This is a genomic window from Luteitalea sp. (genome assembly GCA_009377605.1).
Classification (GTDB): Bacteria; Acidobacteriota; Vicinamibacteria; order Vicinamibacterales; family Vicinamibacteraceae; genus WHTT01.
Genome location: WHTT01000019.1, coordinates 1 through 23,427, shown reverse-complemented (window position 1 = coordinate 23,427; position 23,427 = coordinate 1). Strand labels below are relative to the sequence as shown.

The 23,427-nt window shown below is 64.4% G+C and carries 19 protein-coding genes; 11 read left to right on the top strand and 8 right to left on the bottom strand.

Annotated elements, in window-relative coordinates:
* The first annotated feature begins 122 nt into the window (after positions 1-122).
* The 6 genes from GEV06_08460 (at position 123) to GEV06_08435 (ending at position 8,225) form a co-directional block, all read left to right on the top strand.
* The gene (locus GEV06_08460) at positions 123-572 is read left to right on the top strand and encodes a DUF2384 domain-containing protein (GenBank protein MPZ17928.1); all 450 of its coding nucleotides are present in this window, start codon (positions 123-125) and stop codon (positions 570-572) included.
* Complete coding sequence (locus GEV06_08455) at positions 569-1,075, top strand: RES domain-containing protein (protein MPZ17927.1); 507 nt, start codon at positions 569-571, stop codon at positions 1,073-1,075. The genes GEV06_08460 and GEV06_08455 overlap by 4 nt, the downstream gene beginning before the upstream one ends.
* On the top strand, positions 862-3,990 hold the full coding sequence (locus tag GEV06_08450; protein MPZ17926.1) for a TonB-dependent receptor plug domain-containing protein: 3,129 nt from the start codon (positions 862-864) through the stop codon (positions 3,988-3,990). Before GEV06_08455 ends, GEV06_08450 begins: the two co-directional genes overlap by 214 nt.
* 344 nt (positions 3,991-4,334) lie before the next feature.
* Entirely contained in the window at positions 4,335-4,751 is a 417-nt protein-coding gene (locus GEV06_08445) for a hypothetical protein (protein ID MPZ17925.1), read from the top strand.
* On the top strand, positions 4,729-7,350 hold the full coding sequence (locus GEV06_08440; protein MPZ17924.1) for a hypothetical protein: 2,622 nt from the start codon (positions 4,729-4,731) through the stop codon (positions 7,348-7,350). The genes GEV06_08445 and GEV06_08440 overlap by 23 nt, the downstream gene beginning before the upstream one ends.
* 17 nt (positions 7,351-7,367) lie before the next feature.
* Positions 7,368-8,225: a 3-hydroxybutyryl-CoA dehydrogenase gene (locus GEV06_08435; GenBank protein MPZ17923.1), complete on the top strand. Its 858-nt coding sequence runs from the start codon at positions 7,368-7,370 to the stop codon at positions 8,223-8,225.
* A gap of 155 nt (positions 8,226-8,380) precedes the next feature.
* Here the strand turns inward: GEV06_08435 and GEV06_08430 are convergent, their stop codons facing one another.
* Complete coding sequence (locus GEV06_08430) at positions 8,381-9,145, bottom strand: tetratricopeptide repeat protein (protein ID MPZ17922.1); 765 nt, start codon at positions 9,143-9,145, stop codon at positions 8,381-8,383.
* Here GEV06_08430 and folE point away from each other — a divergent pair.
* Positions 9,126-9,689 carry a GTP cyclohydrolase I FolE gene (folE, locus tag GEV06_08425; protein ID MPZ17921.1) on the top strand — a complete coding sequence of 188 codons (564 nt, stop codon included), beginning with the start codon at positions 9,126-9,128 and terminating at the stop codon, positions 9,687-9,689. The genes GEV06_08430 and folE overlap by 20 nt on opposite strands.
* Here folE and GEV06_08420 read toward each other — a convergent pair.
* The gene (locus tag GEV06_08420; protein ID MPZ17920.1) at positions 9,673-10,551 is read right to left on the bottom strand and encodes an ABC transporter substrate-binding protein; all 879 of its coding nucleotides are present in this window, start codon (positions 10,549-10,551) and stop codon (positions 9,673-9,675) included. The two genes, folE and GEV06_08420, sit on opposite strands and share 17 nt — an antisense overlap.
* Positions 10,552-10,638: 87 nt before the next feature.
* On the opposite strand from GEV06_08420, the gene ypdA reads away from it, so the two are divergent.
* Positions 10,639-11,658 carry a YpdA family putative bacillithiol disulfide reductase gene (gene ypdA, locus GEV06_08415; GenBank protein ID MPZ17919.1) on the top strand — a complete coding sequence of 340 codons (1,020 nt, stop codon included), beginning with the start codon at positions 10,639-10,641 and terminating at the stop codon, positions 11,656-11,658.
* A 13-nt stretch (positions 11,659-11,671) separates the two neighbouring features.
* On the opposite strand, the gene GEV06_08410 is transcribed toward ypdA, so the two are convergent.
* Entirely contained in the window at positions 11,672-12,949 is a 1,278-nt protein-coding gene (locus GEV06_08410) for a VWA domain-containing protein (GenBank protein ID MPZ17918.1), read from the bottom strand.
* 24 nt (positions 12,950-12,973) lie between these two features.
* Positions 12,974-14,479 carry a magnesium chelatase gene (locus tag GEV06_08405; GenBank protein ID MPZ17917.1) on the bottom strand — a complete coding sequence of 502 codons (1,506 nt, stop codon included), beginning with the start codon at positions 14,477-14,479 and terminating at the stop codon, positions 12,974-12,976.
* A 160-nt stretch (positions 14,480-14,639) separates the two neighbouring features.
* On the opposite strand from GEV06_08405, the gene GEV06_08400 reads away from it, so the two are divergent.
* Positions 14,640-15,425, top strand: a complete 786-nt coding sequence (locus GEV06_08400; protein MPZ17916.1) for a glycerophosphodiester phosphodiesterase — start codon at positions 14,640-14,642, stop codon at positions 15,423-15,425.
* Here GEV06_08400 and GEV06_08395 read toward each other — a convergent pair.
* The 3 genes from GEV06_08395 to GEV06_08385 all read right to left on the bottom strand — a co-directional run bounded on the left by GEV06_08395 (position 15,376) and on the right by GEV06_08385 (position 18,378).
* The gene (locus GEV06_08395; protein ID MPZ17915.1) at positions 15,376-16,074 is read right to left on the bottom strand and encodes a lactate utilization protein; all 699 of its coding nucleotides are present in this window, start codon (positions 16,072-16,074) and stop codon (positions 15,376-15,378) included. The genes GEV06_08400 and GEV06_08395 overlap by 50 nt on opposite strands.
* A gap of 71 nt (positions 16,075-16,145) precedes the next feature.
* Positions 16,146-17,594: an iron-sulfur cluster-binding protein gene (locus tag GEV06_08390; protein MPZ17914.1), complete on the bottom strand. Its 1,449-nt coding sequence runs from the start codon at positions 17,592-17,594 to the stop codon at positions 16,146-16,148.
* 28 nt (positions 17,595-17,622) lie between these two features.
* A complete protein-coding gene (locus tag GEV06_08385) occupies positions 17,623-18,378 on the bottom strand; it encodes a hypothetical protein (GenBank protein ID MPZ17913.1) in 756 nt (251 codons plus the stop codon).
* On the opposite strand from GEV06_08385, the gene GEV06_08380 reads away from it, so the two are divergent.
* Both GEV06_08380 and GEV06_08375 read left to right on the top strand, forming a co-directional pair.
* Positions 18,314-19,414 (top strand): gfo/Idh/MocA family oxidoreductase, encoded by a 1,101-nt coding sequence (locus GEV06_08380; GenBank protein MPZ17912.1) that lies wholly within the window; start codon positions 18,314-18,316, stop codon positions 19,412-19,414. The two genes, GEV06_08385 and GEV06_08380, sit on opposite strands and share 65 nt — an antisense overlap.
* A 34-nt stretch (positions 19,415-19,448) precedes the next feature.
* Positions 19,449-21,623, top strand: a complete 2,175-nt coding sequence (locus tag GEV06_08375) for an ATP-dependent RecD-like DNA helicase (protein ID MPZ17911.1) — start codon at positions 19,449-19,451, stop codon at positions 21,621-21,623.
* Between the two features lie 90 nt (positions 21,624-21,713).
* Here GEV06_08375 and glpK read toward each other — a convergent pair whose 3' ends face one another.
* Positions 21,714-23,207 carry a glycerol kinase GlpK gene (gene glpK / locus GEV06_08370; GenBank protein ID MPZ17910.1) on the bottom strand — a complete coding sequence of 498 codons (1,494 nt, stop codon included), beginning with the start codon at positions 23,205-23,207 and terminating at the stop codon, positions 21,714-21,716.
* Between the last annotated feature and the right edge of the window lie 220 nt (positions 23,208-23,427).

The window sequence follows — 23,427 nt, the reverse complement described above, 5'->3', positions numbered from 1 at the left end:
ACACTCGAGCGCTTGCCACATTGCTGGTGAGCTGCTCGTCGACAGGGCCGCACTGGTGTCCCTTCTGCCCGCGTGGACCATTTGGTGCTAGAATCTGTGCTAAGTGGTCCCCCGGGAGTGCTATGCTGGAGAACATCAGCGAAATCGTCACGGTGCTTGGCGGTGAGCACACAGTCGGCCGGCGCGTGCGAACGACAGCGGATCTCATCCGTGCCATCGAAGAAGGCTTGTCGCCTCGAGCCTATCGGTCTGTGGTGGCCTACCTGCGATCACGGCTGGGTGTGGACCTCGCCGACCTGCCGTACATCGTGGTGCCAGAATCCACGCTCAAGCGCCGCATCAGGCGTAAACAACGCTTGACCTTCGACGAGAGCGAAAAGCTTGCCCGCTTGGCCCGCATCGTCTCGCTCGCTCAAGACGTCTGGGCCAGCCCGGTGCTCGCGGCGCGTTTCCTAACCGAGCCGCACGCGATGCTCGAGAAGCGGCGCCCGGTCGAGGTCGCGCAGACGGAGCTTGGCGCTCGGCAAGTCGAGGACTTGCTCTACAGTCTCGAGTATGGCCTCCCGGTATGAGAGTGTTTCGTCTCGGGTCCGGGCGCCACAAGCTCTTTGATGGCACCGGCGCCGGGATGCGAGGCGGACGATGGAATTCGAAGGGCCGGCCGGTTATCTATGCCGCTTCCAGCCTGTCGCTCGCAATGCTCGAGTACTTGGCGCGCGCAGGGATCTCGGAGTTCGCGCCCGACGCGGTATGCATCACTATCGATATCCTCGATGGAATCCGCGTTGAGCGTGTCGACGTCACGGACGTGCCGGGTTGGAACGCCACTGACTCTGCAGCGAGCCGAGAGGTCGGCGATCGATGGTTCGACGCGCAGCGGTCTGCCGTTCTGCTCGTGCCCTCTGTCATCGTCTCGTTGGAACACAACGTCATTATCAATCCTGCACACCCGGAGGCGCGTGGCATCCGCGCGGGCGCACCAAAGCCCGTCGGGTGGGATGCCCGACTGCGGCAGCTCGCAGAGCGCCGCAGCACAAAGCGGTTCCCGTCACGAGGGAGGAAGAGGTCACCATGAAGCTGTTCCCCTGCTCGGCGCTCCTGCTACTACTCGCCTTGTCGAGCCCCCTGCTCGCGCAAGAGACCACCGGCACGATCAGCGGCATCGTCGTGGATTGGCAGGGACTCGGCATTCCGGGCGCCAGGGTCACCGTCACCGGCGATCGGGGCCTGAAGGAAGCCCGCACCGGCGCCGACGGGCAGTTTCGGGTGCCGCTCCTCGTTCCGGGCACCTACACGGTCCACGTGAGGTTGCTGGGGCTGAGAACGCTGGAGCGGGAGAACGTGACCGTGGGCCTGGGCGAGACCATTAGCCTCTCGCTGAAGATGGAAGTCGGTGGGCTGGTCGAGACCATTGAAGTCGGCGGCGCGCCGCCCGGTATCGACAGCAGCACGACGACAGTTGGTGCGAACCTCGCGGCAGAGCTGCTTCGACAGGTGCCGGTCGGGCGGCGCCTGAGCGATGCGACCTACATCGCCCCCGGCGTGAGCAGCGGCGGCGGCACCGGCATGGCCAACCCGTCGATTGCGGGCGGCAGCGGCCTCGAAAACCAGTACGTCGTCGACGGCGTGAACATCACCAACGCGGGCTACGGTGCGCTCGGCTCGTACTCGATTCTGCACGGCTCGCTCGGGAATGGCGTGCCGTTCGACTTCGTGCGGGAGATCCAGGTAAAGACGGGCGGGTACGAGGCGGAGTACGGCCAGTCGACCGGCGGCGTGGTCAACGTGATCACCAAGTCCGGGAGCAACGAGGTGCGGGGAAGCGCGTTTGCGTACTTCCGCCCGTCGGCGCTCGAAGGCGGGTACGAACCGGTTGAGTCCGAGGTTCTCGCGCGGGAGGAATCGGTGAACGCCACGGCAACGCGGCTCAACGACGCCGGCATCGAGCTCGGTGGACCACTTCTCGAGAACCGGATGTTCTTCTTTGGCGCCATCGATCCTCAGTGGGAGACCGATACGCTGCTCGCACCGGAGGACGCACCGCTCAGCGAGCTGGGCGAGGTCGATCGCGATCGCAGGCTCGTGGCGTACGCCGCCAAGGCCACGGCACAGATTGCGAATGGACATCGCGCCGATGTGTCGTTCTTCGGCGATCCAGCCACGGGCGACATGGGACCCCAGCGCCGCATCGCGCTGCTTCGCGACGACACGACCGGCTTCAGCGAGTTGAGCTACGGCGGACACAACCAAACGGTCAAATACGACGGCGCGCTGCGACCGAGCTGGCTCGTCGAAGCATCGTTTGCGCGGGCCGCGAACCGGATCGAAGAGACACCGTCGGTCGACGAGTGGTCGATCACCGATCGAACCGGCGACGTGGTTCGCCGCTCCGGCGGCATCGGGCTGTACGAAGGCAACGATGGTGAAAGCCTTCAGTACAGCGTCAAGTCGACGCACTACTTCGCCAATCACGAAGTCCGATACGGCGTGCTGCTCGAAGACATTCGCTACGACAACATCATCCAACGGACCGGCCCGACGTTCACGTTGCCGGACGGCTCGCAGACGGTGACAGGCGCGCAAATCGACATCCTTCCGGATCCGGATCTCGGCCAGTTCTACCGTGTGACGCGCGCCAATACGAGCAACGTCCGCGACACAACGCAGGAGTACCTCAACTTCTTCCTGCAAGACACCTGGAGGATCAGTAACCGGCTCACGGTGCGCCCAGGCATTCGCTACGAGCAGCAGAAGCTGGTGGGCAACGTCGCGGAGTTCAGGTGGAAGGACAACTGGGCGCCGCGTGTCGGCGGCACCTTCGACGTGCTCGGGGATGGGCGCTCCAAGCTGTACGCGAACTGGGGGCGCTTCTTCGCGAAGATTCCAAACGACCTCGCGGCGCGCGCGCTCTCAGCGGATGCCGGTGTGACACTGGCGGACTACTACGACGCCGCGCTCACCGAGCCGATCCCCAACGGCGTTCCGGTCGGCGTCGAGGGGGAGACGGAGCACTTCCAGCCGGCCGGGCTCGAGCCGAGCGACTTCGATCCAAACTCGAAGTCCACCTACTTGGACGAGGCGCTGATCGGGTTCGAGTTCGAGGCGGCGCCCGGCTTGATGCTCGATGTCCGCTACATCCACCGCAGCTTCGGCCGAATCCTCGAGGACGTGGGTACGGTCCCGATGGCCGCGTATACGCTGTTTCCAGACGAGGCGGGCAATAGCGTCGAGTACTTCATCACGAATCCGGGCGCCGACACAGCTGTGCTGTTCCCAGAGCTCGGCGCGAGCTTCGAAGAGGCGATTCATGACTACGACGCGGTCGAGCTGACTGCCGCGCGGAGGTTCGCGCAAAACTGGCAGGTGCAGGCGTCGTATCGCTGGAGTCGGCTCTACGGCACGTTCGAGGGATTCTTCCGGAACGACAACGGACAGTCGGATCCGGCAATTACATCACTGTTCGACTTCCCGACAGACGACCCGTCGTACGAAGAGGTGATGGTGCCGCGCGGCTTCCGCGGCGACATCCGATTCCTCGGTGAGGCTGGGGCGGGGCCGCTGCCAAACGATCGGCGCCACCAGTTCAAGCTGTACGGGAACCGCAGCTTCGACTGGGGCTTGAACCTCGGCCTTGGTGTGCTGCTGGGCTCCGGCCGTCCGTTGACCGCCCTCGCGGCCAACCCTCGATATCAGAGCACCGGCGAGATTCCAGAGACACCGCGCGGAGTCGGGTTCCAAACGGACGACGGGTTCAAACAACGCTCGCCCGTGGAGGTGGACTTGAACGTCCACGCCGACTATGCCATTCGTGTTGCTGGCCGTCGGCTTGTGTTGCTCGTCGACGCGTTCAACTTCATCAACCGGCAAGGCGTGTTGGCGTACGACGACTACACACAAACCAACCCGACGACCGAGAGTCCCGACTTCGGCAATGTCCTCCAGTACCAAACGCCGAGCCAGATCAGATTCGGGATCCGCTACGAATTCTAGCGGACCGCGGCCTCCGGCCGCGCTCCCCGACGCTCACTTGCGAGCCCCGAAACTTGACCCAAATGCGTCAAGTTTCGGGTTCTCAAGGGTTCTAGGCGCGCTCACGTCTTCGCTAAAGCTTCAGCGGGTTCGACGTAGCCTTGGCGAAGTCGAAACGGGCGGACGAGTCGGCGAACCCTACGACCGGTGAAACGGGAGGCCTGTCCAGGCGTCCCCGTTTTCCACGCTTGCGCATTCCTCCAGCACATCATTACACTATCCTCCGGCACTGTTGATCGCTCGGGGGCTCCGGGTGCCCGCCCGGCCCGACGATATTGTTTTTGCTTTACCCAGGAGGATAGGTTATGCGTAGCTGGCTCTGCAGCGTCGCCGTACTTCTCGGGCTGTCGGTTGGCCCCGTCCTTGCGCAGGAACAAAGCGGCAGGATCGAAGGCGTCGTTCGGGACGCACAAGGCGGGATGCTTCCCGGCGTCACGGTGGAAGCCGAGAGCCCGGCGTTGGTAGGGCGAGAGACCGTAGTCACAGATGCGGCCGGTGCGTACCGATTCCCAGCACTGCCGCCGGGCAGCTACGAGATCGCTGCCGCACTTCAGGGGTTTCAGTCGCACAGCATTGGCAACGTCCGTTTGGAGCTGGGGCAGGTGCTGAGCGTGAACCTCACGCTGCAGGTGGAAGGCCTGGCCGAGACCATCGAGGTGACGGCCCGAGGCGCCGCTCATCGACGTGAAGCAAACCGCCGTGACGGCGTCGATCACGCGTGAGCTCCTGACGCGCGTGCCGATCAACCGCAACTACACCGATGCCATCGGTATGGCGAGAGGCGCCGAGGATGAGCCGAAGTCGGGCGGGTTCCAGGTGGATGGTGCGAGCGGGTCTGAGAACCGCTTCGTCATCGATGGCCTCGACACCACCGACATCGGCAGTGGCATCGACAACAAAGGCCTCCGAATGGAGTTCGTCGAGGAGGTACAGGTCAAGACGAGTGGCTACAACGCGGAGTATCGCGCCTCCACAGGGGGTGTCATCAACGCGATCACGCGCTCCGGAAGCAACGCGTGGCACGGCGACATCGGTCTCTATCACGAGGACAACGAGCTCTCGGGAGATATCCGGCCGGAGCTGCGGCTCAACCCAGTCGATACGACGATTGCGGAGCACGTGACGAAGCCTCGCGACGGCGACCGCCAGACCGAGCCGACGTTCGCCTTGGGCGGGCCGATCCTCAGGGACCGGATGTGGTTCTTTGCCGGATACGCACCGAACTTTCGGCGCGAGAGCCGCACGGTCACGTTTCTCGAGAACGACGCGACGCAAGAGTTCGTAGACGATGAGCGTGGGCATCGCCTCCTCGGGAACGTGACGACCCGTCTGACCGATGCGCTCCGGTTGAAGGTGTCTGTGATGAACGACGAGTTCCGGGGTGGATACGCGTTTCCGTCCATCGAGCCGGACGGGACGAGCTTCGACAACCCCGTGTCCTTTCCGGATTCGGTGCGCTCGGATTCATTCGACCGGACGGTGTCGGCAGTGATCGACTGGGCTCCCACCAATCGGCTGTACGTCAACGTCGCCACGGGCATCTACGATTACGGAAGCAAGGATGAGGGCGAGTTCTTCGACGGCATCCGCTACCGCGTCCTCGAGAGCAACTTCGGGTTTCCGGAGGTTCCCGGCAATTTAAAGCACGTCAATGGATACGACAGCTCGATAGCGAACGCGCGCAATCTCAAGGACGACTGGCGGCGCGTCCAAGTCAGCGGCGACCTGACGTCCTACTTGAACGGGCTCGGTGATCACACGCTCAAGACAGGCGTCCAGTACGAGCGGTTCGGCAACGACGTCGACAGCGGCAACGTTCTGCCAGATATTCGTCTCTCTTGGGACGATAGCTGGCAGACGCTCGATGGACGCGCTGTGCGGGGGGAGTACGGCTACTATATCGTTCGTGAGTTCAAGACGCTGGGAGACGTGACAGGCCACAACCTCGGTTTCTTCGTGCAAGACGCCTGGACCATCAATAATCGGCTGACGTTGAACCTCGGCGTGCGGACCGAGCGAGAGCTCATTCCTTCGTATCGCGACGATGCCCCGGACCTCGAGTTCTCGTTTGCAGACAAGTTCGCACCGCGCGTCGGGTTTGCCTACGACCTGACGGGCAGCGCACGCTCAAAGCTGTATGGCTTCTGGGGCGTCTACTACGATCTGATGAAGCTGGATCTGGCGCGCGGTGCGTTCGGCGGCGACAAATGGGTCGACTACATGATCACCTTGGATACGTTCGACTGGCCTTCGATCCAGTGCGACTATCCGCCAAGCGCCATCGGATCATCGTCTTGCCCCGGCACCTTCATCGAGGAGATCGACTATCGCTACCCGTCCAACGGACCCGAAGCCGTGGCCTTGGGCGTGGGCGGTGTCGATCCAGACATGAAGCCGGTGCGGACGCAAGAGCTCACCGTCGGCCTCGACCACGAGCTCAACGCCACGATGTCCGTCGGGGTCCGCTATGTCCACAAGCAGCTCGACCGGACCATCGAGGACGTCGGCACACAGCTACCCGGCGTTGGCGAGATTTACTTCATCACGAACCCAGGCAAGGGCTCCGAGGACTTCGGCCTGTTTCCGCTCGGACGCGACTTTCCACAGATGCCGCATGCCAAGCGTGAGTACGATGGCCTGGAGCTCGCGCTCCGCAAGCGGCTCGCCGACAACTGGCAGCTCAACGCGGTCTATACGTTCAGCCGTCTCTACGGGAACTACTCCGGGCTTGCTAGCTCCGATGAGTCGGACAATGGCACGGGGCGGACGGATCCAAACGTCGAGCGCTACTTCGATGGTCTGTACGGCCTCTTCGATACGTCCGGTAGCCTTGACCCGCTGTACGGCGTCCTCGCGACGGATCGCCCGCACATCCTCAACCTGCAGGCGTCATACGACTTCCCCTGGGGCACGACAGTCGGCGGCAACCAGTTGATGGCCTCCGGCACGCCGACCACGCGCCAGATCAGTCAGAATGGCATCCCGGTCTGGTACCAGGGACGGAACAGCGATGGGCGTACTGAGGCACTCAGCCGCACCGATCTGAGCGTCCAACACGCGTTTCAGCTCGGCGGCGGGCGCCGACTCAGTGTCGGAGTGCAGATCTTCAATCTCTTCGACGAAGAGAACGTCACGAGGATCTACCAGCGCCCGTATCGGGATCGGTTCAACGTATCCGATGAGCAGTTCTTCAACGGCTTCGACGCCGACGCGCTTGCATCCGCCAATCGCGACGATGTTCGGCCCGATCCGCAGTTCCTGCAGGCGGCAGGCTTGCAGGGGGAACGGGAGCTCCGATTTCTCGCGAAGTTCAGTTTCTGATGCAGAAAGAACCGCCAATGCGGGAAGTCAACGTCGTAGGTGTGTTGGGCTGTGGCCTCATGGGCTCTGGCATCGCGCAGGTAGCCGCGCAGAGCGGCTACCGGACGATTGTGCTCGAGGTCGACCAGGCGCTGTTGCGCAAGGGCCTTGGTCGCATCGAGCGGTTCTTGAGTGATGGCGTATCACGAGGCAAGGTGACGGAAGATGTGAAGGCTGCCACCCTCGCGCAGATCACCGGGACCACTCGCTATGAGGACTTGAAGCAGTGCGATCTCGTCATCGAAGCCATCATCGAGAACCTCGACGCGAAGCGAGCAGCCTATCGTCAGCTCGAGGCCGTGGTGAAGCCGGACACGGTCATGGCTTCGAACACGTCGTCGCTTTGTATCACCGAGCTTGCGGCGAGCACCACACGGCCAGACCGGTTTGGCGGCCTGCATTTCTTCAATCCGGTGCCGCTGATGAAGCTCGTCGAGGTCATTCGCGCACTGACGACGAGCGACGAGACGCACTCGCGGCTGATGGCGCTTGCACGTGCACTGGGCAAGGAGCCGATAGTGGCGCCCGATCGACCCGGCTTCATTGTCAACCGGTTGCTCGTGCCGTACCTCCTCGATGCGGTTCGGGCCTACGAGAACGGTTTGGGCAGCATCGAAGACATCGATAACGGGATGAAGCTCGGTTGCGGTCATCCGATGGGACCGTTTACGCTCCTGGACTTCGTCGGGATCGACACGACGTACTACATTGCGAACATCATGTACGAGGAATTTCGCGAGCCGGCCTACGCTCCGCCGCCTCTCCTGAAGCGTATGGTTCTTGCCGGGCACGTCGGGCGCAAGGCGGGGCGGGGATTTTACAGCTACGAGAAGTAAAGGGCAAGTGATCAAGGGTGACAAGGTGACAAGGTGACAAGGTGACAAGGTGACGGGGTCGTTTGAGCGTCTGTAGCGCGGGGCCTTCAGGCCCCGCGGTCACCTTGTCACCTTGTCACCCCCTCACCCCCTCACCTTGTCACCCCCTCACCCTGTCACTCCAGATCCCCCCGCAGCTTCGAGCCCGCCGCCTTGAACTCGCGGTCTTCCGGGCCCCACTCCGAATCTGCCGGCGCGGCGAGCAGCTTTTCGAGCGTCGTGCGCGCCTCCTCTTTCCGGTCCAGCGCGATGAGGGTCTCGGCCAGGAAGAAGAGAGTTGCCGTGCTGTTCGGGTTGTACTTCAATGACTGCCGGAGGTGCTGCTCGGACTTCTCCTTGCTGCCACCGAACAGGCCAGGCACGCGATAGTACCAGCGGCCGAGCGCGCGATCCGCGGAGCCCTGCTGGAAGGCGGGATCGAGGCGCAATACCGTTTCCAACTCCTCCTTGATTGCGCCGCGGTACCGGAGACCGGCCATCCTGGAGTCCTCCGCGAGCTTGCCCATCGTGGCCGCGAGCCAGAAGTGTCCCTCCGGGCGGTTCTCGTTCAGCGCGATGGCTTCGCGTGCGGCCTTCATCCCGACCTCGAGATCCGCCCGTCTGGCCTCCTTGGGGCCGTGGCTACCGATCCAGTACATCGCTCGTGCGACCTTCCAGGTGGACTCGAAATCAGTCGGATCAGCAGCAGCGCGTGCCTGCCAGATCTCGACCGCCGAACGCGCCTTGTCAGGGTCTTCTCGCTCGGCATAGAGCGCATCAGGATCTGGCGTTAACGATGTCTGAGCCAGGGCGGTCACGGCTCTCGAAGCTGGCAGGAGCGCCGCAGCGACTGTAGAGGGAACTCCGCAGGCAACGAAAACCGTGAGGTACAATATCTTCATGCAAGACCTGATCGTTCAATTACTACCGGCGCTGGGCGAGGATCCCAACCGCGAAGGTCTTCGCCGTACGCCCGAGCGCGTCGAGCGGGCGCTGCAGTTCCTCACCAGCGGTTACCGTGCTAACGTCGATGAAATCCTCAATGGCGCCCTGTTCACGGTTGATTATAGCGAGATGGTGATCGTCAAAGAGATCGATTTCTACAGCCTCTGCGAGCACCATCTCCTCCCGTTCTTCGGAAAGTGTCACGTCGCTTACATCCCACGGGACAAGGTCATCGGCATTAGCAAGATCCCTCGGTTGGTCGATATCTTCAGCCGGCGACTCCAAGTGCAGGAGCGTCTGACGAACCAAATCGCCGAGACGATTCGCGAGAAGATCAACCCGCTCGGTGTTGGCGTTGTCATGGAGGGATTGCATCTCTGCATGGCCATGCGCGGTGTCGAAAAACAGAATTGCTATGCGACGACCAGCGCCATGCTCGGCACCTTCCGCGGCGATGCGCGCACCCGCGCGGAGTTCTTACAACTCATCCGATCGAAGTAGAGAAAGGGGCCTGTCCCCTTGTCTCCTCCGGTGCGAGAGCCGGATCGACGGGCACGCCCACAGCGCGGGCGAGCAGCGCGTGGATCTGGCGGACGCCTTCGGTGAGCGATGCCGGTCCCGGCTGGAGGATGTACGTGGACTTGATTTCGTAGATGTGGCCGCCGCGTACGGCCGGCAGCTCGGCCCATCCAGGTCGCGCGGCGATGCGTGCGTGCTTGACCGCCTTGCCACACCAGGACGCGAGGATGACCTCTGGCGTGCGAGAGAGGACGTCATCTGCTGACACGATGCGCTCACGTCCGAGACGGCATGCGCGCAGCTCTGGAAACGTTGGCTCCCCGCCGGCAATCTCGATGAGCTGTTCCACCCACGTGATGCCGGAGATGATGGGGTCGTCCCATTCCTCGAAGAATACGCGCGGTCGGGAGGGAAATCGCGCCGCGGAGCGCGCAACCGCCTCGAGCCCCTGCTCGAGCTCGTCAGCCAGCGCCTCGGCCTGTGCGGCGCAGCCGACCAGGGCCCCGAGCATCCGAATCATCTGCAGAATCTCGTCGGTCGTCCGCTGATTGAAGACGACGATTGTGTAGCCACGACGGGCGAGCTCTGCAGCAATGTCGGCCTGTAGGTCGGAAAAAGCCAGAATCAGATCTGGGCGCAGCGCTTCGATCTTCTCGAATCGCGCATTGATGAATGCCGAGACCTTTGGCTTCTGACGCGCCTCTGGCGGGCGCACCGTGTAGCCAGACACACCAACGACACGGTGGCCTTGGCCGAGCCTGTAGAGCGTCTCGGTTGTTTCCTCCGTGAGACAGACGATGCGTTGCGGATATCTGCCCAGAACGGCCCTCCGGTCAATGCACAATGTACAATTACCAATATGGTGGGCGCCACAGGTACCTCTGGCGACGCCCGAATCGTTTGAGCTGACGAAAACCTTTTACCTGACTCTATGCAACTGTACGACATCGTCGTTGTAGGTGCTGGGCCCGCCGGGCTCGCGACCGCTATTGCTGCCAAGCAGCGCGGGCTCTCGGCGCTGGTCCTCGAGAAGGACGTTCTGGTCAACACGCTGCTGCACTTCCCCGTCAATATGATCTACTTCACGACGCCAGAGCTGATGGAGATTGGCGGCCTGCCGTTCGTGACGCCCTACGAGAAACCGACGCGCGTCGAGGCACTCCGTTACTATCGGCGCGCCGTCGAAACTTACGATCTCGCGATCCAGTACAACGAGCGGGTGACGGCCGTCGTGCGCGCTGGCAACGACGGCGACGTCCCCTTCGCGGTACGTACGGAGACGCCCGAAGGTAGGATTCATGAGTACGCCGGCCGCTTCGTCGTGATTGCGACGGGCGCCTTCGATCTTCCCAACATGATGGGTGTGCCCGGCGAGGAGCTGCCGCACGTCTCGCACTACTACACCGAGGCACATCCGTACTTCAAGAAGCGGGTCGCCATCGTGGGTGGCGCCAACTCGGCTGCCGATGCTGCCCTCGATCTCTATCGCTCTGGCGCGGATGTCACCCTGGTCCATCGCGGGCAGAGCTTCTCCGACTCGCTGAAATACTGGGTGCGCCCGGATCTCGAGAACCGCATCAAGGATGGCGCTATCAAGGCACGGCTAGGGGCCCGCCTGATCGAGATTCGACCAAAGGAGGTGCTGATCGAAGATGGATCTGGACCCCACGTGTTACCCGCCGATGTCGTGCTATTGCTGACGGGGTATCGCTCGGACACGACCCTGTTCGCCGCGGCGGGTGTCGAGTTCGATCCGGAAACGTCAGTGCCGGTCTTCGATGCCGAAACGTTCGAGACGAACGTGCCCGGTGTGTTTCTGGCAGGCGCCGTGATCACCGGTCGGAACAGCGGCAAGATCTTCATCGAGAACGGCCGCTTTCATGGGGCGCAGGTCGTTCGCATCATTCACGACCGGTTGCGCATGGAGGTAGCGGACTCGGTGCAAGCCTAGCTCTAGAAAGACCTCAGTGAACCGTCCTCGTCTTCTTCGTCAGGTAGTCCATGAGGACGTACTGGCCCAAGGTGAACGGTGTCGTGAAGTACGCCTTGCCGCGGCATATCTCGGCGACACGCCGGACGAAGGCGACCAGATCGTAGTCGCGCGCCAGCATGAAGGTGTTGATCATGATGCCCGAACGGCGGCATGCCGAGACCTCCGCAAAGGTCTCGGTGACGATCAGGGGATCGAGACCGAAAGCATTGCGATAGATGCGGCCATCCGGATGGGTGATTGCGGACGGCTTGCCGTCGGTGATCATCACGATTTGCCGCATGTCCTTTTGCTGGCGCTCGAGGATGCGGCGCGCCAGCCGCAGGCCTTCACGTGTGTTCGTGTAGTACGGACCGACGCGCACACGCGCGAGCCGTGAGAGCGGGATCTCTTCGGCCGCATCGTGGAACAACACCACGCGCAGGTCGTCGCCCGGGTATTGGTGGCGAATGAGGTTCGACAGCGCGAGCGCGACACGCTTGGCCGGCGTGAAGCGGTCTTCGCCGTAGAGGATCATGCTATGGCTGCAGTCGAGCAGCAGAACGGTGGCGCAGGAGCTCTGATACTCACCCTGGGCAACCATGAGGTCCTCTTCTCGCACGTCGATGGCAGCGTTGCCGCTCGTCGGCTGGTGACTGATGGGCAAGCCTCCGCGTCGAACGGCGTTGAGGATGGTCGCGCTGGCGTCGAGGTTGAGCGTCTCGCCGAACTCGTAGGCCTTGGGAGCGCCTTCGGCCTCGGTGCCGGTCGCCAGCTCGCGGGTATCGTGCCGGCCGACGGCACTGCGGCCACGTGAGCCAAGAAGATCGCGGAGCGCCCTGTAGCCCAGGAAATCCAGGCCCTTGTCGGTGACCTCGAACTCCACGGGCCGTCCATCCCCGCCACCGCCATCGCCCGCCCGGTCTGGCGACGCGTCCGAGGGCGCCGGTCCGGGATGCGGGACCAGATACCCCTCCTTGGTCAGCTGCTCGATGAGGCGCTCGATGAGCTGCTCGATCTGCGATCGGGCATCGGCATCGGCCGGGTCCCCGAGGAGCCGTTCCAGCGTTTCCTCCGACAGAAGACCGCCTGACAGCAGGGCGTCCAGAATGGCGTCGTGGAGCGACTGCCGTGAAAAAGACGTGTCGCCCGGATCGCCGTACGGGTTGTCGAAGCCGCTCCCCATCAGGAGGTCGGACAGCTTCGACAGGAGCTCCTCGAGGTCGAGCCCTTCGAGATCGTCGCCCACCCAACGATGAAATTTGTAGCGCATGACCCGCAGATGATCGAGGGGCGATCAGTTGTACAGCTTCTTGCGCCCCGGTGACGGAAGCTCCTCGTCCTCGATGGTTGGCTGTGTCGTACGGATGCGGCGGCGCGGCGGCTCCGCCGCCTCGTACTGCCACGCGTCGGATCGGCTGACGCGCTTCTGCGCGTGCAGACCCTCGAGAATGAAATCGACGGCCGCGGCGCGGCGCCCACTGTCGCCACCGGTGTCTCGGTCGATCTGATCGCCGAGCTCGACGAGCCCCTGCAGCTTCCCGGCTTCCTCGAGCAGCTCGGCCGCAGACAGCGTGTCACTGAGCTGCATCGTCCCGCCCATATCGAACCACTCGATGATCGGCTTGAGGTCGGCGCCATCGTCATAGCCGTCGAAGACGACGCGCACGGCGCTGCGGACGAGATCACGGCCGACCGTATCGGCGCCCCGCAGCTCGCCCTCGTACTCGAGCTCGAGCTTCCCGGTGAGCGCAGGCAAGGCCGCGTAGACATCCGCCACACGGGGAACGACGACGGACTCACCCGAGAGAAGCGTCCGTCGCTCTGCGTTGGACACCACGTTCTCGATACAGGTGATGGGCAGGCGCTGGCTCACGCCAGAGCGCTTGTCCACCCTTGAATCCACGCGCGCCTGGAACGCAATTTCCTCGACGACCTCGCGTACGTAGGGAGGAACGTCGACACGCAGCCCTCCGTGGCCGTCTCGCTCCACCCATGCCTCTTGCTGCGTAATCGCCATGGCGGCGTCTCGCGTGCGCGGGTAATGCGTGCGAATCTCCGAGCCGATCCGGTCCTTGAGCGGCGTGATGATCTTCCCGCGGGCGGTGTAGTCCTCTGGATTGGCGCTGAAGACCATGAGCACGTCGAGCGGCAGTCGCACCGGATAGCCTTTGATCTGCACGTCGCCCTCTTGCAAGATGTTGAAGAGGCTCACCTGGACGCGCCCGGCGAGGTCGGGCAGCTCGTTGATGGCGAAGATGCTCCGGTTCGCCCGCGGCAGCAGGCCGTAGTGCATCGTCAGCTCGTCGGAGAGCTGCAAGCCGGCACGGGCCGCCTTGATCGGATCGATGTCGCCGATGATGTCGGCCACCGTCACATCCGGCGTGGCCAGCTTCTCGACGTAACGTGCCTCCCGGGGGACCCATTCGATGGGCATGGCGTCGCCTTCTTCCTGCACGCGGCGCTTCGCGAAGGCGCTCAACGGCGCAAGCGGGTCATCGTGGATCTCCGACCCGGGGACGACGGGCATTGCTTCATCGAGCAGCGTCACGAGGGCGCGCAGCAGCCGGCTCTTGGCCTGGCCGCGCAGGCCGAGCAAGACGAAGTCGTGCTGTGAGAGGAGTGCGTTCACCAGCTGGGGGATGACCGTCTCGTCGTAGCCGATGATGCCTGGGAAGAGCGGTCCCGCCTGCTTCAGGCGGGCAATGAGGTTTTGTCGAATCTCCGCGCGCACCGGGCGGTGCGGGATGCGCCCCGCCGCCACGTCGCGTTTTAGTGCACCAAGCGTCTTTGGACGGGCCATACCGCGATAGTATCACCTTGAGTCTCGAGTGTTGAGTGGTGAGTGTTGAGTTGAGCTCGAGCCTCGAACCTCGAACGTTGAACCCCTACGTCGAACCTTGCACCTGATCCTTGATCGCGCTCGCCCTACGGTGTTTGCCCACCGTGGCGGTGCGGCCTTGATGCCCGAGAACACATGCGAGGCGTTTGCCAACGGCCTGGCGCTCGGCGCGCAAGGGGTGGAGCTCGATTGTCGTCTCTCCCGGGATCGGGTCGTGATGGTTCACCACGATGCGACACTCGACCGGACGACCAATGGGCGTGGGCCGATTTCGGCCCGGACGGCGGACGAGCTCCGCGCTCTCGATGCCGCTCATTGGTTTGCCCCGAGCAAGGGCTATCCGTTGCGCGGTAAGGGCATTCGCATGCCGCGGCTCGTGGATGTGCTGCAACAGGCGCGCGACGCGGCGCTCGTCATCGAGCTGAAAGGCATCGACCCGACACTCGGTCGTGTGGCGGTGGAGGTCGTTCGGCGCGCTGGCGCTCTCGAGCGGGTTTGCTTTGGCGGTTATTCGCTCGCCACGCTGCGAGCGGCGCGGGAAGCCGAGCCCACGGTCATCACCAGCGCCTGTCTGGAAGAGGTACGTCTGGCCCTTTACAAGTCGTGGGTCCGTTGGCCGCTTCGGCGCCTTCCGTATCGGGCGCTCCAAGTGCCGGAGCATGGCGGTGGCCTACGAATCGTGTCGCCCCGATTCGTGCGTGCTGCGCATCGCGCCGGTCTGACCGTCCATGTCTGGACTGTGGACGAGCCACGCGAGATCGCACGGATGCTCGATTGGGGCGCAGACGGCATCATCACGGACCGTCCAGACGAGGCGGTGCCCGCGGTCCAGCGCTGGCTCGAGTCGGCAGGGGCTTTCAGTACAGAACGACGTGGAGCTCACCGGGCCCGTGAACACCGCGGCTGAGTGTCATTTCGATGTCAGCGGTGCGGCTCGGGCCGGTGATGATGACGAGGTTGCTCACGTCCTGGACCGTCGACGACTCCTCCGCCAACCATGCGGTCAAGGAGGGCCAGAGGCCCGAACGTGGCAGGAGCGCAACGTGCACCGGCGGCAGGAGCGAAGCAAGGCGCAGCCGGCCTGGACCGCTCCGCACCACTATCGACCCTGTGTCCGCCAGGCCTGCGTCAGCCCCCGTCAGACCAAGCTCCGCTCGTTCCAGTGTCGCCAGCGAGGCGGCTCGTGCCTCGGTCTCGGAGGGCACGGGTCCGGTCATGACCTGGAGACCGTCGCCTTCCAGGTCACCCAACAGGCCGTCCACGCGCAAGTGCTGCCCTTCCCACGAGAGCACGCGCGTGGCACGTTGATCGCGAGCAATCTCACGAACACGACACCGCGCCGCCTCGACCCCGGATACCTCGTGCACGACACCGGCGAGTGCTTCTAACTCACGGCGAAACGAGGAGACCAGCTCCTCGGGGCTTTCGGCGGCGCGCTCCGCGCCCTGAGACACTCGCGCACTCGACGGACCGTCGGGAGACGCACCAGGCAGCAGCGCCCGCCCGATGGCTCGGCCAAGCGTGCTCCGCATGTGAGCGAGATCTTCTGGCTTCATGTGCTGACGTCTCTTGAGTTGCTATACGTAGCGCAGGCCTTTAGGCCTGCCGAACTGCGGCGCAGGCAGGCCTAAAGGCCTGCGCTACTGATTCCTGAACCTGATTCCTGACGCCTGCCTTTCCACTGTTCCTGGAACGTGCGAGGGGCCATCGCTGGGAATTCGCGATACCTGGTCCAGCCCGCCAGTGGTCCAGGGAGCTTCGAGATACGCCCATCCCGCGCCACCAAGCTCGTTGCTCGCGCGGTCAAGCGGCCAGCCAGGCGGAACAGCGTCGGTCGAACGGCGGTGAAGCGATAGGCTCGCAGGCCCACGCGTGCCCACCAAGGTCCGTGGCCTTCGGTTGCGGCGCGCGCGCGCAGGGCGAGCAACATCCGCGGAATGTCGATTCGGACGGGGCAGACCTCCCGACACGCGCCACACAGGCTGCTGGCGTGAGGGAGGTCGCTCCAGTCTGCCAGGCCGCCTATTGCGGGCGTGAACACGGCGCCAACCGGTCCAGGGTAGACGCTGCCGTACGCGTGACCCCCAATCTGGCGATATACGGGACAGGCATTCAAGCATGCGCCGCAGCGAATGCAATACAGGATCTCGGCGAGCTCGCTTCCGAGCACGTGGCTCCGGCCGTTGTCCACGAGGACGACGTGGAGCTCATCGGGTCCATCACTTTCGGCGTCCAAGCCCGGCCGGCGGGGTCCCGTGAGGAGATTCGTGTAGGCGGTCAGCTTCTGCCCCGTCGAGCTGCGCGCCAGCAGCTGCAGCATGATCCCGAGGTCGGCCAGCGTGGGCAAGATACGCTCAATGCCCATGAAGGCGACATGAATCCGCGGTACGGTCGTGGTGAGGCGGCCATTCCCCTCGTTGGTGCAGATGCACAGCGTTCCGGTCTCGGCAATCCCAAAGTTCACACCGCTCACGCCCATCCCGGCCGTCAGGAAGTCCTGGCGCAGCTTCCGGCGTGCAAACGCCGTCATGCTCGGGATGTCGGCCACGTCGGCGTCGGTGGCACCGACCTCTCGCTTGAACGTGGCGGCGATGTCTTGCCGCGTCTTGTGGATGATTGGAGCGACGATATGCGATGGATGATCGTGATCGAGCTGGATGACGTACTCTCCGAGATCGGTTTCGACAACGCGAAGGCCGGCCGCCTCGATCGCGCGGTTCAGCTCGATTTCCTCGGTCACCATCGACTTGGACTTGACGATCGACTTGACGCCGCGTGCGCGCGCGAGGTCCACGAGGTAGCGCACGGCGTGGTCGGCGTCAGGCGCCCACACGGCTGTCCCGCCATGGCGTTCGACCTGCTCGACGAAGCGCGTGAGCTGCTCGTCCAAGCGGCCAAGGGCGTTTGCGCGGATGCGGCGCCCCTCGTCGCGTAGTCGATCGGCATCCGCAAGGCCTGCCAGGGCCGCCAAGCGGCCCTCCACTTTGCGGGCCGTCGCACGCCCAATGGCACCGCGGAGCTGCTGGTTGCCGAGCGCCTGCTCGACGCGTCGATGGAAAGGTAGCGGGCTCGTCATGTATCGGGCTGCCATGACTGTTCGGTGCTCAACGGCTCGCGAGGACCTCGGCCAGGTGGCGCACGCGCACCCGGCTGCCGCGCCGCTCGAGGCCACCCTGCACGTGCATGCCGCAGCTCACATCGGTGACCACGACGGTGTCGGCACGGCTCTCCTCGATGGCGTCGAGCTTTGCTGCGAGCATCGCGCCAGAGATATCGGCCATCTTCACGGCGAACAGGCCGCCAAACCCGCAGCAGACGTCAGCATCGCGCAGCGGGCACCGCTCGATGCCGCGCACATGCTCCAGCAGCGCGCGTGGCTGACGATCGACGCCGAGGCCGCGCAGACCATGACAGGCTGCATGGTAGGTCACGCGTCCAGTCCCGGTTGCCCCGGTGTCGGTAATGCCGAGCACGTCGACGAGGAACTGCGAGAACTCGTAGGTCCGCGACGCCACATCATGAGCTTTCTTCGCATACGCGGGCTCCGCGGCAAGCAAGGTCTCGTAGTGATGGAGCACCATGTCGGCGCAGGAGCCGGACGGCACCACGATGGGTCGCTCGTCCTTCGACAACACATCGAGCGTATGTCGTGCCATGGCCCGGGCGTCATTCCAACTGCCAGCGTTGAAGGCTGGCTGACCGCAGCATGTCTGTCCGGCCGGGCAGGTCACCGACACGCCGTGTCGTTCGAGCACCTCGACGGCGGCAAGTCCGGTCTGCGGAAAGAAATGGTCGATGAGGCAGGTCACCAGGAGCTGCACAGAGCGCGGCTTCACGCGACTAGGGTATAACAGGCGCATGTCTTCTGCCGACTCCAGGCCGTTCCGCTGGGGCATTCTTGGCACGGCGCGCATTGTGCGCCGGCTAGTGGAGCCGCTCCGCAGCCAAGGTCACGCGCTCGTGGCGGTTGCCAGCCGCGACCGAGGGCGGGCCGAGGCGTTCGCGCGCGACTGGCAGATACCGCGTGCGCACGGTGCCTACGACGACCTTTTGGCGGATCCCGACGTCGACGCCGTCTACATCCCGTTGCCGAACGCGCTGCATGCCGCGTGGACCATCAACGCCGCCGCGGCAGGGAAGCATGTCCTGTGCGAGAAGCCGCTGGCGCTCACGGTTGGCGAGGTGGAGGCGATGGGCGAGGCGGCCGCCCGCCACGGCGTCGTGGTGGCGGAGGCATTCATGTACCGCCATCATCCAGTGACCCTGGCCGCACGGCAGCTGGTCCTCGAGGGAGCGGTGGGCAGCGTGCGGCACCTGCGCGGTGCCTTCACGTTCCTGCTGACCGGCGATCACAACGTCCGGTTGGATCCGCGGCTCGGAGGCGGCGGTCTGTGGGACATTGGTTGTTACCCGGTGAGCTGGATGCGGTACGTCTTGGGTGCGGATCCGCTCGAGGTGAGCGCCACGATCGTGACGGGGTCTACGGGTGTCGACGTCGCGGCGGCGGCGACCTTGCGCTTTCCAGGCGACATCCTTGGTCAGTTCGATTGTGGCTTCACTGCTCCCTTCCGCACGGAAATGCAGGTTGTCGGCTCGGAGGGCGTGCTCGACGTGCCGCATCCCTTCAAGCCCGGCCCCACAGAGGTCATCGTCGTACGTCGTGGTGACGAGACGACCGAGGTTCCCATTGAAGGCGGCCCGCTGTACCAGCTCCAGGTGGACGACTTGCGCCGGGCCGCCCGCGAGAGTGTGCCGGCGCGCGTCTTGCCCTCCGAAAGCCGCGGCAACGTCGCGACACTGGTAGCACTCTACGAGTCCGCTCGGACCGGTCGCGTGATCGGGGTTCAGGATTCAGGAATCGGGAAACGGGAACCAGGGACCAAGAACCAGGAATAAGCAAGTGAGCGCAGTCGAAGGGTCGAAGGGCCGAATCCCGAATCCCGATTCCCGAGAATTCCTTTCTGGTGCGGTGGAGCGCGTGACGTTCCACAATCTCGAGACCGGGTTCTGCGTTGTCCGGGTACAGGTTCGGGGACGGCGCGACCTCGTCGCGCTGATTGGCTGCGCGGCGAGCATCGCTCCTGGCGAGCAGGTGCAGGCCACAGGTCGATGGGTGAACGATCGCACGCATGGCCTGCAGTTCAAAGCGGATTGGCTCCGTGTGGCGCCGCCGGACTCGGCCGAGGCCGTCGAGCGCTATCTGGCCTCGGGATTGATCAAGGGCATTGGCCGTCATTACGCCAAGCAGCTGGTGGCGGCATTCGGTGCCGAGGTCTTCGACATCATCGAGCGCGAGCCGGATCGCCTGCGTGACGTGCCTGGCGTGGGCCCAGTTCGCGCGTCCAGTATTGCCGCCGGTTGGCGGGAGCAGCGGGCGATTCGCGACATCATGCTGTTCTTGCACCAGCACGGTGTCGGCACTGCGCGTGCCGTGCGCATCTTCAAGACCTACGGCATCGATGCCGTCAAGACGATCTCGGAGAATCCGTACCGGCTCGCCCGTGACATCCGTGGCGTGGGCTTCCTGAGCGCTGATCGGATTGCCGAGCGGCTCGGCATCGAAAAGACGGCGATGATGCGCGTGCGTGCCGGGCTTGGCTACCGGCTCGCCCAAGCGCTCGACGAGGGACACTGCGGGCTGCCTCGCGATGTGCTGCTGGCCGAGAGTGCGCGACAGCTCGGGGTCTCGTCGGAGATCGTCGGACAAGCCCTCGATCTCGAGCTGGCCGATGGAGCGCTCGCGGCCGACACGGTCGACAGCCAACCGTGCATCTTCCTCGCCGCGCTCCATTCCGCAGAGCGGCAGCTCGCCGAACGGCTGCGCCAGCTCTCGCAGGGCGCGCCGCCCTGGCCGGTGATCGACACCGACCGGGCGCGCGCGTGGGTCGAGGCACGGCTGCACCTCACCCTCTCGGAGCGTCAGGCGGAGGCGTTCGCCGCTGCGGTTCGCACGAAGGTCCTGGTCATCACCGGTGGCCCTGGCGTCGGCAAGACGACGTTGCTGCGGGCCATCGTGGCGGTGCTTGCCGCCAAGGGCGTGCGGCCGGCCCTTGCGGCGCCTACCGGGCGCGCGGCCAAGCGGCTGTCGGAGGCAACGGGCCTCGAGGCACGGACGCTTCACCGCCTTCTCGAAGTCAATCCGCGGACGGGCCGGTTTCGGCGGAACGAATCGAATCCGCTGGAGGCCCAGCACGTCGTTGTCGACGAGCTCTCGATGATCGATGTGCCGCTGATGTGGAGCCTGGTGCGGGCCGTCAGCCCCGGTGCCGCGCTGCTACTGGTCGGCGATGCCGATCAGTTGCCGTCGGTTGGTCCCGGCCAAGTCCTCGCCGATCTGATTGGCTCGGCACGCGTCCCTGTCGTTCGTCTCACGAGCATCTTTCGCCAAGCGGCGAGCAGTCGCATCATTGTCAATGCCCATCGAATCAACCAGGGCGAGATGCCCGACCTCGGTCGCTCCACCGAGTCGGACTTCCACTTCGTCGAAGCCGACGACCCCGACGTCGCGATGCGGAAGCTCCTGCAGGTCATCTGCGAACGGATCCCGACACGCTACGGCCTGCATCCATTCCACGACGTGCAGGTGCTCTGTCCGATGAACCGCGGCTCCCTCGGCGCGCGGACGCTCAACGTCGGGCTGCAGCGCGCGCTCAATCCGCCCGGCCCGGATGCTGTCGAGCGGTTCGGCTACACCTTCGGCGTCGGCGACAAGGTCATGCAGGTCGAGAACGACTACGAGAAGGAGGTGTACAACGGCGACCTTGGCCTGGTCGTCTCTGTCGATCAGGCGGCCAGCGAGATAGTCGTGTCCTTCGACGGGCGCCGGGTGGCCTACGATTTTGGCGAGCTCGATCGGCTCGTTCTCGCCTATGCGACCACGATTCACAAGGCACAAGGCTCGGAGTATCCGGCGGTCGTCATCCCGTTGACGACGCAGCACTATGTCATGCTGCAGCGAAACTTGTTGTATACCGCGATCACGCGCGGGCGGAAGCTCGTCGTGCTCATCGGTCAGGCTCGCGCGCTGGCAATTGCCGTGAAGGGGACACACACGCGTCGCCGCTGGACGAAGCTGCGCGAATGGCTGACCGAAAAACAGTCGTAGCGCAGGCCTTCAGGCCTGCCTGCACCTTGCGGACGCTCTGTTGGCAGGCCTAAAGGCCTGCGCTACGTATCCAAATCTCACAAGTCACAACTACTCACTCGCCCAGCCCCGCGAGCGCTCGACCGCCTTCTTCCACCGTGTGTAGAGATGCTCGCGTGTATAGCTGTCGAGCGACGGAGAGAACTCGCGGTCGAGCGCCCAATTGCCACGGACGTCTGCGAGATCTTTCCAGTAGCCCACCGCCAGACCTGCGAGATACGCGGCACCGAGCGCCGTCGTTTCGGCGACCAGCGGCCGGCGTACGGGCACCCCGAGGAGGTCGGCCTGAAATTGGAGCAGCGGTGCGTTCCCGGTGGCGCCGCCGTCCACCTTGAGGCTCTTCACGCGAAGACCCGCTTCGTGCTGCATCACCTCCAGCACGTCGCGCGTCTGGTAGGCCATCGAATCGATAGCCGCGCGGGCGATGTGACCAGCCGTCGAGTTGCGCGTCAAGCCGATAATCATCCCGCGCGCGTACGCGTCCCAGTACGGCGTGCCGAGGCCGACGAATGCCGGCACGAAGTAGACGCCGTCGGCGTCGCTGACTTGTGAGGCCAGCCGTTCGACGTCGGCCGATCGCTCGATGATCTTCAGGCCGTCGCGCAGCCACTGAACAACGGCGCCCGCGACGAAGATGGCCCCTTCGAGGCAATAGGTGACCTCGCCGCGGACTTGCCACGCAATGGTGGTCAGCAGACCATGCTCGGAGGCGACCGGCGAGCCGGCGGTGTTGAGGAGGACGAAACAACCGGTGCCGTACGTGTTCTTCGCGCTGCCCGGCTCGAAGCACGCTTGACCGAACAGCGCCCCCTGCTGATCGCCTACCGCGCTGGCCAACGGAATAGGAGTGCCGAAGAGCTCCGGGTCCGTCTCGCCGTACACCTCGCTCGACGCCCGTACCTCTGGCAGCATTGCCCGCGGCACGTCCAGTACGCGCAACAGCTCGTCATCCCAATCGAGCCTGTGGATGTTGAACAGGAGCGTGCGGCTCGCGTTGGTCACATCCGTGACATGCAGCTTGCCGCCGCTCAGCCGCCAGAGCAGAAACGCATCGACGGTCCCGAAGAGCACTTCTCCGCGCGCCGCTCTGGCTCGCAAGCCTTCGTGCTTGTCGAGCAGATACTTGATCTTGGTGCCGGAGAAATAGGCATCGACCACGAGGCCGGTCTTGGCACGGAACATCGGCTCGAGGCCGTCCGCCTTGAGCCGATCGCAGATACCCGCGGTCACACGACTCTGCCAGACGATGGCGTTGCCAATCGGGCGGCCGGTGTCACGCTCCCACAGCACTGTGGTCTCGCGCTGGTTGGTGATGCCGATCGCGGCAATGTCTCGAGGCTCGAGCGCCGCGCGCTGAATGGCTTCGCGGGCGACGGCAAGCTGCGAGCTCCAGATGGCCTCCGGATCGTGCTCGACCTCGGCGGGACCTGGAAAGATCTGCGGGAACTCCTGCTGCGCGACGCTCAGCATCCGTCCGTCGCGGCCGAAGACAATCGCGCGGCTCGAGGTGGTGCCCTGATCGAGCGCCAGCACGGCACGTGGCATGAGCAGACTCCTCTCCGAAGGTAAGGCGGTCGACGCGCGGCCTGCTCGCCTTCACCCTACGTTGTCCGACGGACATGCTATCAGCGGTTGGGCCGCGCGGCGAAGTGATGCCCCAGGACCAGTCACGTGCGGGTCGCGTCGCCGAGGTCTCCGCCGAGGTCTCCGGTGTTGAAGCGAAGTGATAATGTCCCCTCGCGAGCGAAATAGAAATGTCCCCTAA

What these genes read in the sequence shown, in the direction of transcription:
- GEV06_08460 (MPZ17928.1), top strand. Translation starts at nt 123, where the DNA reads ATGCTGGAGAACATCAGCGAAATCGTCACGGTGCTTGGCGGTGAGCAC.
- GEV06_08455 (MPZ17927.1), top strand. Translation starts at nt 569, where the DNA reads ATGAGAGTGTTTCGTCTCGGGTCCGGGCGCCACAAGCTCTTTGATGGC.
- GEV06_08450 (MPZ17926.1), top strand. Translation starts at nt 862, where the DNA reads ATGGTTCGACGCGCAGCGGTCTGCCGTTCTGCTCGTGCCCTCTGTCAT.
- GEV06_08445 (MPZ17925.1), top strand. Translation starts at nt 4,335, where the DNA reads ATGCGTAGCTGGCTCTGCAGCGTCGCCGTACTTCTCGGGCTGTCGGTT.
- GEV06_08435 (MPZ17923.1), top strand. Translation starts at nt 7,368, where the DNA reads ATGCGGGAAGTCAACGTCGTAGGTGTGTTGGGCTGTGGCCTCATGGGC.
- GEV06_08430 (MPZ17922.1), bottom strand. Translation starts at nt 9,145, where the DNA reads ATGAAGATATTGTACCTCACGGTTTTCGTTGCCTGCGGAGTTCCCTCT.
- ypdA (MPZ17919.1), top strand. Translation starts at nt 10,639, where the DNA reads ATGCAACTGTACGACATCGTCGTTGTAGGTGCTGGGCCCGCCGGGCTC.
- GEV06_08410 (MPZ17918.1), bottom strand. Translation starts at nt 12,949, where the DNA reads ATGCGCTACAAATTTCATCGTTGGGTGGGCGACGATCTCGAAGGGCTC.
- GEV06_08405 (MPZ17917.1), bottom strand. Translation starts at nt 14,479, where the DNA reads ATGGCCCGTCCAAAGACGCTTGGTGCACTAAAACGCGACGTGGCGGCG.
- GEV06_08400 (MPZ17916.1), top strand. Translation starts at nt 14,640, where the DNA reads ATGCCCGAGAACACATGCGAGGCGTTTGCCAACGGCCTGGCGCTCGGC.
- GEV06_08395 (MPZ17915.1), bottom strand. Translation starts at nt 16,074, where the DNA reads ATGAAGCCAGAAGATCTCGCTCACATGCGGAGCACGCTTGGCCGAGCC.
- GEV06_08390 (MPZ17914.1), bottom strand. Translation starts at nt 17,594, where the DNA reads ATGACGAGCCCGCTACCTTTCCATCGACGCGTCGAGCAGGCGCTCGGC.
- GEV06_08380 (MPZ17912.1), top strand. Translation starts at nt 18,314, where the DNA reads ATGAGGCAGGTCACCAGGAGCTGCACAGAGCGCGGCTTCACGCGACTA.
- GEV06_08385 (MPZ17913.1), bottom strand. Translation starts at nt 18,378, where the DNA reads ATGCGCCTGTTATACCCTAGTCGCGTGAAGCCGCGCTCTGTGCAGCTC.
- glpK (MPZ17910.1), bottom strand. Translation starts at nt 23,207, where the DNA reads ATGCCACGTGCCGTGCTGGCGCTCGATCAGGGCACCACCTCGAGCCGC.